The 10,289-nt window shown below is 46.9% G+C and carries 10 protein-coding genes and 2 pseudogenes; 6 read left to right on the top strand and 6 right to left on the bottom strand.

Annotated features, from left to right (window positions below; translation table 11 throughout):
* The first annotated feature begins 4 nt into the window (after window positions 1-4).
* Window positions 5-685 (top strand): Uma2 family endonuclease, encoded by a 681-nt coding sequence (locus V6C93_RS36180; protein ID WP_349262950.1) that lies wholly within the window; start codon window positions 5-7, stop codon window positions 683-685.
* Between the two features lie 113 nt (window positions 686-798).
* Window positions 799-1,254 (top strand): DUF29 domain-containing protein, encoded by a 456-nt coding sequence (locus V6C93_RS36175; RefSeq protein WP_333481534.1) that lies wholly within the window; start codon window positions 799-801, stop codon window positions 1,252-1,254.
* On the opposite strand, the gene V6C93_RS36170 is transcribed toward V6C93_RS36175, so the two are convergent.
* A complete protein-coding gene (locus V6C93_RS36170; RefSeq protein ID WP_333481533.1) occupies window positions 1,251-1,448 on the bottom strand; it encodes a hypothetical protein in 198 nt (65 codons plus the stop codon). The genes V6C93_RS36175 and V6C93_RS36170 overlap by 4 nt on opposite strands.
* Before the next feature lie 8 nt (window positions 1,449-1,456).
* Here V6C93_RS36170 and V6C93_RS38665 point away from each other — a divergent pair.
* Together V6C93_RS38665 and V6C93_RS38660 are read left to right on the top strand one after the other, a co-directional pair.
* Window positions 1,457-1,714: pseudogene (locus V6C93_RS38665) on the top strand (DUF433 domain-containing protein); the annotation flags it as partial.
* A gap of 15 nt (window positions 1,715-1,729) precedes the next feature.
* The gene (locus tag V6C93_RS38660) at window positions 1,730-2,212 is read left to right on the top strand and encodes a PEP-CTERM sorting domain-containing protein (RefSeq protein ID WP_349262949.1); all 483 of its coding nucleotides are present in this window, start codon (window positions 1,730-1,732) and stop codon (window positions 2,210-2,212) included.
* A 50-nt stretch (window positions 2,213-2,262) separates the two neighbouring features.
* Here V6C93_RS38660 and V6C93_RS38655 read toward each other — a convergent pair.
* The 3 genes and pseudogenes from V6C93_RS38655 to V6C93_RS36155 all read right to left on the bottom strand — a co-directional run.
* Window positions 2,263-2,400: pseudogene (locus tag V6C93_RS38655) on the bottom strand (transposase); the annotation flags it as partial.
* A 304-nt stretch (window positions 2,401-2,704) separates the two neighbouring features.
* Window positions 2,705-2,935 (bottom strand): DUF4926 domain-containing protein, encoded by a 231-nt coding sequence (locus V6C93_RS36160; protein WP_333481531.1) that lies wholly within the window; start codon window positions 2,933-2,935, stop codon window positions 2,705-2,707.
* Window positions 2,936-3,078: 143 nt separating this feature from the next.
* Window positions 3,079-3,321 (bottom strand): hypothetical protein, encoded by a 243-nt coding sequence (locus V6C93_RS36155; protein WP_333481530.1) that lies wholly within the window; start codon window positions 3,319-3,321, stop codon window positions 3,079-3,081.
* A gap of 41 nt (window positions 3,322-3,362) precedes the next feature.
* Between V6C93_RS36155 and V6C93_RS36150 the strand changes: the two genes are divergently transcribed.
* A complete protein-coding gene (locus V6C93_RS36150) occupies window positions 3,363-4,256 on the top strand; it encodes a M23 family metallopeptidase (RefSeq protein ID WP_333481529.1) in 894 nt (297 codons plus the stop codon).
* A 461-nt stretch (window positions 4,257-4,717) separates the two neighbouring features.
* Window positions 4,718-5,971, top strand: coding sequence for an MFS transporter (locus V6C93_RS36145; protein ID WP_333481528.1), 1,254 nt, complete (start codon window positions 4,718-4,720; stop codon window positions 5,969-5,971).
* On the opposite strand, the gene V6C93_RS36140 is transcribed toward V6C93_RS36145, so the two are convergent.
* Together V6C93_RS36140 and V6C93_RS36135 are read right to left on the bottom strand one after the other, a co-directional pair.
* On the bottom strand, window positions 5,968-9,333 hold the full coding sequence (locus tag V6C93_RS36140) for a hybrid sensor histidine kinase/response regulator (protein ID WP_333481527.1): 3,366 nt from the start codon (window positions 9,331-9,333) through the stop codon (window positions 5,968-5,970). The genes V6C93_RS36145 and V6C93_RS36140 overlap by 4 nt on opposite strands.
* A 407-nt stretch (window positions 9,334-9,740) precedes the next feature.
* Window positions 9,741-10,289, bottom strand: a 549-nt coding sequence (locus V6C93_RS36135; RefSeq protein WP_333481526.1) for an adenylate/guanylate cyclase domain-containing protein, incomplete at its 5' end; no start/stop codon positions are given.

Raw genomic sequence — 10,289 nt, 5'->3', positions numbered from 1 at the left:
AACTATGACGGCTCTTACCCCTACAGCCAAACAATCCCAACCGTTCTATCCCAGTGCTGATGGTGAACCTGTGGCAGAAACGTATGCTCATCTCTATGCCTTACTCACAACATTGGAAGTGTTGAGGCAATACCTAAAAGGTCGTCAGGCAACGGTTTTAGGGAATCAATTTTTGTACTATGCTCAAGGTTTTCCGAAGTTGCGAGTGGCTCCTGATGTCATGGTGATTTTTGATGTGGAGCCAGGAGGACGGGACAACTATAAAATTTGGGAAGAAGGTCAAGTTCCTGCTGTCATTTTTGAGATGACTTCTGGAGGAACTCAAGCCCAAGATACAGGCTTTAAAAAAACCTTGTATGAGCAGTTAGAGGTTCAGGAATATTGGTTATTTGACCCCAAAGGGGAATGGATAGAAGAGCGGTTGCAGGGATATCGACTCCGAGGAGAGAGTTATGAATTAATTACAGATAGCCGGAGTGAACCATTGCAGTTGCGCTTAGCGGTGGAAGGAGAGCTGATTGGGTTTTATCGGGAGGATACGGGGGAGAAGTTGTTGATTCCCGATGAGTTGGTGGAGGCACTCCATGCAGAAGTTCAGGCGAGACATCAAGCAGAGGAGAGAGCAGAACAAGCAGAAGCAATGCTCGCTCGTTATCGAGAACGTTTTGGAGAGTTGCCTGAGTAAACTGACTGGATTATAAGGCGATCGCTATGACGGTAACAACTCAGAAACTAACCTTCTAGGAGTATCTGACTTACTCAGACGGGGCTGAAGAAGATTAACGAGAGTTCATAAAAATGTATACATCTCACCTCTATGAAACGGATTTTTATGGTTGGACTCAAGAGCAGGTGACGCTGCTAAAAGCTCAGCAGTGGGAGCAATTAGACACGATAAACTTGATTGAAGAAATTGAATCTTTAAGTAGAAAAGAGCGACAAGAGCTGAGGAATCGGCTAGGAATATTGTTAGGACACCTCCTGAAGTGGCAATTTCAACCTGACAAACGCAGCAATAGCTGGTTGGGTACAATTCGAGAGCAACGGGTTCAGATTCGGTTACTTTTGCAGGATAGCCCTAGTTTGAAGTCTTATCTAGATGAGGTTTTTCTTGCTACTTACGAACTAGGTTTAGCTTTGGCGATTCGAGAGACTCAGTTGGGTGAGCAAGTTTTTCCGGAAGAATGTCCCTACACTCCAGAGCAAGTGATGAATTCTGAATTTTTGCCGGAACCAAATCAGGCTGATGGTTAAGGGAAGCGATCGCCCAACTGATAACCTAAAGCTGTGAGATCGCTCTTTGGTCGTGCTAACAACGGCGTCTGATATGATGTCCGCTGATATAGCATTAATAAAATTTGGGAGAGTTCGTCGTCGCGCTTTAGCGAAGAGAGCGCAACTACGAACTTGATATTATGGGTGATTTGCCGGACATTAGATGAAACCAAGTTCCGTAATGCTCATTGAAGTTGGGTTACAGCTTGTCGAAATAGATGCGGGAGTTCTTACTGCACGGTTACAGCGGATACCGCGTGTGCGTGTTGCTCAGATTGTCATGGATTATTTGGCTTATGGTTGGTCAGTGGAAGAAATGTGCCGGCAGCATCCTTATCTGACACTATCAGAAGCTCATGCGGCGATGGTGTATTACTTTGATCGCCAAGATGAAATTGACAGTAAAATTCGCGAGGAATGGGAGCAATCACAACAGGAAAAATCTCAAGCATCAGTGGCCTTTACCGTTGAACCAGCACCAGGACACCCAGGCTCGTTCACTAGTATTTTGACTAGCGATGGGACAACGACTACCACCATCGCTGATACCAGTGGTTCATTTCGTTCTTTATTGACCCCCTCCATCAACGACAAGAATACGGTGGCTTTTTTTGCGGAACTAAATTCGGGAGAGCGTGGTATTTTTCCCTGGTCAGATTCAGTGGTAGATCGAGTTATCGCTATTGGCGATCCACTCTTTGGTTCGGTAGTGGAATACCTTGGTTTTTCTAGAGCAGGGTTGAATAATTCTGGGCAAATTGCCTTCTCTGCCACTCTCACTGATGGAACTCAGGGTATCTACCTTGCCACCCCTGTTTCCGAACCCGATCCTCTGCCGACACCTGTTCCCGAACCCACCTCAACTTTGGGTATACTAACCTTTGGTGTTCTAGGTGTTGGTTACCGGCGATCGCGTAAACAGAAAAGACAGCTTTAGCTCGTGTTAGCACCTTCTATTACATATCAATAGTTCGCAACTTTGCCTTAGAGTCCTTTCATTAAATGTGGCACGAGTTGGCGGTCATCAACATTAGCTGGAGTGAGTTGAACTCTGAGTAATTCTCCAAGTTCATTAATGACTTTCAGGAGCTTAAAATCCAAGTGCCAACCGATAGAACTCCTGCCCCCAAGCGGCTGGTAAATAAAGTAAGCTTTACTTGAAGTCTTCAAAACTAAGGTGAGTTGAGTAAATTTTTGAGAGGAGGTGAACCATTGACCTTCTAGCTGATTTCTTTGACTTCAGGTGGTAGGCTATCCTTGCATCCCTAAGCCTAAAGTCCAACATTGGCAGATGTCTTATTTCCCGGAAAACGCCCTGATTTTCCAGAGCGATCGCAACCATCCCCGTCAAACTCCACTCCCCCAATGCCGAAGCAGTACGAGAAGCGCTAAGCGAAGCTATGCCGTAGGCTTATCGCCCCTCACCTTGTTAAGCTGCAACATCACCAGATACTGGCTCAAAATGTAGCACCATAATTTGCTCTGCACGTAAACCAAGAGACTCGTAAGTGCGTCCTGTGCGATCGCTAAATTCAATTTCAAACGCCCTACCCTCGGCAAGGATTTCAACAACTGTACCCACTTGACCACGCCGCAGATTGAATTCAGGCAAATTGACTGTAAGAGCAACTACATCTAACAACTTGACTGCATCTGTCATATAAACCTCTAACTCTTACAACGGGTAGCAGGTTGTCAATCTTGGAGTATCTGAGCTATGTTCGATCACAGCGCGATCTGCATTCGGAATTATCATACAACTGACACAAAAGGCTCAAGAAAAAAATTTCTCAACTGATCGCACTATTCTCCTCGAAGTCCATTCCCCCAAAGCTGAAGCAGTACGAGAAACTGTATCGAGAGGGAATTGCGATCGATCGCTAAATTCAACTTTAAATCTTGACCGAGTTTGAGCAGCACAGTCAAGGAGAAGAAACAGAGGAAGAATAAAGCGCTCAGTGGCGTGAGTACATATATTCCTAAAATTTTAGTGAGCGCAGAAGTACTGTATCGAGAGGGAATTGCGATCGCTAAATTCAACTTCAAACATCCTACTCTGGACTTTGTTGACTCATCACACAATACAAATGCCTTTATCTCGCAGACTTCCCATTCTTGGCACAATTGTTTGCCTGATTACCCCGGCTATTGGTATACAATCTCATTCGGCTATTGCTCAAACTCCCACACCGCCCAAAAACAGCTGTCCCCCACCCGTTCTCTTACGATTGGCTCGACACAAGATTGCTGCGGGTGAAACATTGCAGAGCATTGCCAAGCGATACAAACTGATTCCTGAGACACTCATCGCTTTTAATCCCATCTTAAGGGAGCGATCGCTACTCGTTGGTCAAGAAATTTTCATTCCCCCGATCAATGGTATGCGGATACAAGTTCCTGCGGGTTCTCGCTGGGAAGATGTCGCCGCTACCTACGGTGTCCGTGCTGATGTTTTGTACGAACTCAACGGCTGTCAACCCAAGCCGCGTCAAATCTTTATTCCAGGGGTGAATCGTTCAGCTACCCGACGCCGGACAGGAGAGAATTACACCGGATTTCAGGGTTATCCTTTGCCCATTACTGCATCCGTAGCCTTAAGCTATGGCTGGCATCCAGACGCCAAAACGGGTCAACGTAGATTTCACAGTGGCATTGATTTACTGGCTAATCCCGGTACTCCAGTACTGTCTGTTGAGGTGGGAACCATCGCCTACGCAGGAAAACAAGGAGGTTACGGCAATTTGGTGGTTGTGAATCACCAAGGTGGACGGCAAACTCGCTATGCCCATCTCAACCAAGTATCAGTCAGAACGGGTCAGTTGGTTAAGGTAGGAGATAAACTAGGAACTGTTGGGACTACCGGACACCCTGACACCACAAAACCGCATCTACATTTTGAGGTTCGTTACTATTCGTCTCAAGGTTGGATTGCCCAAGATCCAAAACCCAACCTTCAGGCAAAACCAACCGCCCAAAGATAGATTCATTTATGCGGATTTTTACCTCTGGCCTTAACTCTAAGAAAGTGCTGCGTTCGCTTAAGCTGCTACACAGAAGTCAGGAGAAAGCTATCTTAATCCATAGGGGAGTTAAGTTTTGTGGTGTAGTCAACTAAAAACGCTTGTCAACAGTGATATATGTGACAATTGAGCAAGTGACCTATCAATCAGAAACGTTTTGAGCTTCAATGTCCTGTAGATTTCCCCAAGACAGGAGAAAGACTTGTCCTTTTAAAATATCACCTTCACAAGTGAAACCTCACTACTGAGGAGTTTCCACACCAGCTCGGATTTTTCCTTTTTAGACCTTACTAAGTTAGAGTATAGAATTTACACTTGTTCCCTGTACTAGCCCACAAAAAAAATTGGCTGCTAGACTGGCACCAACGCTTTTTAACAGCACACACTAGGTAAAGAGATCGATAGCCGACTGAACTATTGCTATGTTTCCAGCTGAACCGCCGGCGAGGACAAGCGGATTTTATGCCCTGCTAAAAAACCGACCGTTTATGGTGATGTGGTTTGGGCAGTTGTTGTCCCAAGTATCAGATAAAGTCTGCTTCGTTTTGTTAATTTCTCTGCTCGATTATTATCAGTCGCCGCCAGCTTTGGAAAATTCCATGCGCTCCGCTTTGATGGTGGCTTTTACGCTACCAGCCATTTTCTTCGGATCGGCGGCTGGCATTTTTGTTGACCGCGTTCCGAAAAAGCAATTGCTAATTGGTGCTGACTTGGTTCGTGCAGTACTGATGCTTTTAATCCTCCTATTGCCAAAACAGTTTGTACTCCTGCTGGTGATTACCTTTTTGCTCTCTAGCATGGCGCAATTCTCGGCTCCAGCTGAACAGGCAGCCATTCCTCTTTTGGTACGACCAGAAAATTTAATGTCAGCCAATGCGCTCTTTACCACAACGATGATGGGTTCGCTAATTGTCGGTTTTGCCATTGGAGAGCCGATTTTATTTCTGGTAAAAACTTGGGGAGGAGAAAATAGTCAAGCTATTTTTGTTTCCCTATGCTATCTGGTTGCTGGTTTGAGCAGTATCTTTATCGAAATCAAAGAGAAGAATATTAGCAATAGTACGGTAGCGATTCATCCCTGGCATGATTTTAGGGAAGGTCTACGTTATCTGTGGAAAAATCGTCGGGTTAGGAATGCAATGGTGCAGTTAACGATTCTGTACTCGGTGTTTGCAGCCTTAACAGTACTCGCGTTTAATTTAGCTCAACGAATTGGACTTAAGCCTACTCAATTTGGCTTTCTCTTAGCGGCGGCTGGAATTGGTGTAGTTTTCGGAGCTGGGGTATTGGGACACTGGGGCGATCGCTTTCATCATAAGCCCTTACCCTTAGTGGGTTTTGTGAGTATGGCCTTGGTTTTGGCTGTATTTACTTTTACTAAACATATGTGGGTGGGATTGGGGCTGAGCGGTTTGTTGGGTTTAGCCGCCTCCTTGATTGGCGTCCCCATGCAAACTGTTATTCACACCTCTACCGAGGAAACCATGCGGGGCAAAGTCTTCGGATTCCAAAATAACGTGGTGAATATTGCCCTGAGTGTTCCGTTGGCGATCGCAGGCCCGTTGACTGATAGGCTGGGTTTAACGACTGTACTGGTAGGTATGAGCCTTGTGGTAGCTGTGGCTGGTATCTGGACATGGCGCAACACGGGGAAGGTCTTACAGGATGTTATTTAGTAGTTAATCGTAGCGTCAGTTTCTGCGAGCCGTCCGGCAAGCTGTGCCAACACAGCCACCAATTGAGGTGAGTCAACGGGTTTAGAAAGATGGACTTGAAAGCCTGCCGCGATCGCACGTTTGGCATCCTCCTCGCTAGCATAGGCTGTGACGGCAACAGCCGGAATCAATCCTCCTTGCTCTGGTGCCAAGGCTCTCACTTGTTGGATTAGGGAGTAGCCATCCTCACCAGGCATACCGATATCAGTAACGAGTATATCTGGTAGCAACTGCCCAATTTCTGAGAGGGCTTGCCTCACAGAGGCTACACCCGTTACTTGAGCTCCCGACTCTTTGAGGAGTCCAATTAGGTAATCCCGTGTATCCGCCTCATCATCAACCACAAGTACTCGTAAGTTTGTGAGAGGCTCAGAGGCTGATAGCGATAACGGAGTGCTGACGACATTAGGAGCATCAGCAGGAAGCCGTTTGGACGTGACCGGAGTGTTAGTGAGAAGATGAGAGGGGAATTTTTTCCTGCTGTGTGACACGTCCCGGCTCTTTTCCAAAAGTGGTAATTTGACTGTAAACGTTGCTCCCTGTTCTTCTCCGGCACTTTCGGCTTGAACAGTGCCTCCATGCAGTTCCACCAAATGACGGACTATCGCCAGTCCCAGTCCCAAGCCCCCATAGGACCGTGTGGTGGTACTATCCGCCTGACGGAAGCGATCGAAAACGTGGGGGAGAAACTCAGGGCTGATACCTTTGCCCGTATCTGTGACTTGGATTTGAGTGTACAGACGACCCGATACATCTTTTGTCTGGCTATCGACTCGTACTTGGACCCGTCCTCCTTGAGGTGTAAACTTGATGCTGTTAGACAGTAGATTCCAGACCACTTGCTGTAAACGGTTTGCATCGCCCGAAATTAATCCCGCCTTGGCAGTGGGTATAGACTCAAGTTGGATTCCTTTGGCATCAGCGGCTGGACGTACCGTATTGATGGCAGCATCAATCACTGAAGCCAGGTTGAGAGGGCGGATATTTAGACTGAGTTTCCCGCGAATAATCCGAGAGACATCCAGCAAATCTTCAATCAGTTGCGTTTGTACTCTGGCATTGCGCTCAATGGTTTCTAAAGCACGAGCCGTCGCCTCTTCGCTAAGCTTGCGCGTTCGGAGCATCTGCGTCCAGCCGAGAATGGCATTGAGGGGCGATCGCAATTCGTGAGAGAGTATGGCGAGAAACTCGTCTTTCATCCGATTGGCCTCTTGAGCCGCGTTTCGAGCCGCTTCACTATCTCGGTACAGGCGAGCGTTGTCAATCGCCGTAGCTGCACGACGGGCTATATCTTCTGCCAAAGCCAGGTCATCTAGATTGTAGCAACGCCCCGATTCCGATGCAGCAAAGGAAATTACGCCGAGAACCTGTTGTCGAGACTGGATCGGAACAACCATTACCGATCTCTTCCCCAAACTCCTCAGTAATTGCAAGTGTTCATCATTTTGAGCAGAGGCAATCATCTGTGAATCGGTTAATTCTGGACAGAGTATGGATTCACCCTTTAGGAGCCTTTGCCATAGGGAATTCTGTGCTTTGGGATCGGGGGGGTAACGGCGTCGCAGTTCTTCTAGTGTTGCCTGTTTCGAGGCGTCAGCACAGGCTATGGCGATTTGCCGAATTGATGCATCGGCGTGAAAAACGTCAACCAAGCACCAATCCGCGAGGCTGGGGACGGCTAAGTGAGCCACATTATTCAGTGTGGTTTCATAATCCAACGAGGCAGCTAGCATGGTACTCGCTTTTACCAGAAACTGCTGTGAGGCTTCAGCACGTTTGCGTTCGCGCTGCGCGGCTTGCCGTTCGTTAATATCCTCAATAATGCCAACCCCATACTTCGGTTGCCCCTTGGAGTCCCACACCGCTGAAACAGTAACATTCACCCAAATAATGGAGCCATTTTTGTGGAAGTAGCGCTTTTCTACCGAGTAACCGTTAATCTCCCGCGTCACCACTCGTTGAAACTTGTCGAAATCAACCTGCTGTTCTTCAGGATGGCTAATGTCCTGAATCCTCATCTGAAGTAACTCATCGGTGCTGTACCCAGTAATCTCCGACATTGCTGGATTGACTTGGATAAAGTAGCCGTCTAATCCCACTAGGGCGATGCCCACAGCGGCTTGATTAAACATCACCCGGAATCGCTCCTCGCTTTCCCTAAGCGCCTCTTCCGCCTGTTTGCGCTCAGTAATGTCCTTATGGACGCCAATCATACGCCAAGGCTTTCCAGCGTCATCGTTAAAAACCTGCGATCGGCTGGCAATCCAATGTAAACTTCCGTCAGGCCAAAGGATGCGGTACTCCATGCTAAAGTCTATGCCCTGAGTAAGTATGTATCGGACTTCCTGTTTGGCCTGAGCACGATCATCGGGGTGGAGTGCCTTTAACCAGTCTTTGTAGTTGCCTCCAAAGCTACCCGGAGCCAAGCCATACAACGCTTCCAGCTCTTGTGTCCAGGTCAGTTGCTTGGTTTGAAGATTCCACTCAAAGGAACCAATTTTGCCAACCTTTTGAGCTAAGAGCAGTCGCTCCTGACTGGTTTTGAGGGCGTCCTCCGCCCGTTTGCGATCGGTCGTGTCAACGCCAATGCCCCAGGTTACCCAACCCGGAATGGGAAACTGCTGGGAGATGTTTGACCAAGCGATGGTTTTAAGGCTTCCATCTTTACAGGTAATGTCCCGCTCCCAATCTCGATAGCTTTCATCTTGCGCCCTATGTTTAGCAAACATCCGGGTACGATAAGCGGCATCAGGATAAAGCAATTCTCTATGAACGACAGGGAGTCGCCGAAGCGAACCATCTTCTCTTAAAATCTCGACAAAACACCAATCCGCCATAATAGGCACTGGAAGTTGTGCTTGTTGGGATGCAGTTGGACGAAAGAGCGATCGCGTTTTTTCCTGATTCTTAAACGTCTCACCTTGGAGCCTTCCCAGGTGAAGCACACCCATTAACCCACAAAACAGCAAGGCTTGCAAAATGTATAATCCTAACTGCAAGGTTTCCTCAGGCTTAGGCATCCAGTGCAAGCTTTGTCCTACAGTAGGCTCCGATGCGAAAAGTTGCCCAAAATAGGTAAAAAAGAGTGAATAGTTGGGGTCTATAAAGAAATAATAGGAGAGCAAGCTCGTTACTATAGTTGCTAACAGTCCTGGCCCCAAACCTCCATACCAGGTACTGCCCATGACCACTGGAAAGAAGAGGAGGAAAGGGTTGTCAACAGCAATTTGAACTTCGATCAGTCGTTTCAGTAGCAGCGCTAGCACAACTCCTAATCCAGCACCACCATAACCACGCAACTGGGGACTCAACACGTTCAGCATTTTTTTCGTAGTCGTCCAGATGTTGTTAAGGTTCAAACTTACAGCTTTTGTTTAGCTTAATAGATAATGGTCGGATAGATTAGAGTTCGATCATTTAAGTTTTCGCCTTAGGCAGCAGAGTTCTATTGATAGACATCTCATCCCTCTTTTCTTATTTCCGGGAAAGAATCACGATTTTTGTAGGGGTGAAGCATTCTTGCCACAAACTTCACGTAAAGCCCAAAAGGTTTATCTAAGAATGCTTCGCCGGATTTCTCAGCCCCAAAGTATAGCTGTTGCCATAAAGGTTAGGACTTTCTTTAACGCCTGAAACGACCATGTATCAGTAATAAACATAAAAGCCTTCTGCCTTCTGCCTTTTGCTATAACAAAAAAGGGATCACGCCAGTTAGTTGAAGAGGCGGCTCTTAAAAGTGAGCATCTTTTCTCCCTATAAGCCAATATGTCATCATGTCTCCTTTACCCTTAATGGGGGTAACACCCCTCTGTTCAAACACATATTTGCCTTTCAAACGCTCGTAAGTAACATCTGTTACTTGAATGCGCCCTTCAATACCATGAGATTCCATCCGAGACGCAACATTCACCGTATCGCCCCATAAGTCATAGGTGAACTTTTTGGTACCAATTACTCCTGCTATCACCGGCCCTGTATTAATGCCAATGCGGAGGTGAAACGGTTCGCCATTAAGTCCTGTGAAGCGAGTGATTTTCTGTTGCATATCGAGAGCCATTTCTGTGATCGCTTCTGCATGATCCGCTCTAGGCATTGGCAGACCCCCCACTACCATATAGGCATCTCCAATGGTCTTAATTTTTTCTAAACCGTGCTTCTCTGCCAGCCGATCAAATTCAGAAAAGATTTTGTTGAGCAATTCAACTAATCGTGTAGGGGGAATTTGAGCCGAAATCTCAGTAAAATTAACTAAGTCAGCAAACAAAACGGTAACATCGGT

This window comes from Allocoleopsis sp., assembly GCF_036703385.1.
In the GTDB taxonomy this organism is placed as follows: domain Bacteria; phylum Cyanobacteriota; class Cyanobacteriia; order Cyanobacteriales; family Coleofasciculaceae; genus Allocoleopsis.
The sequence above is the reverse complement of the archived record's forward strand: the minus strand, read 5'-3'. Positions and strand labels throughout refer to the sequence as shown.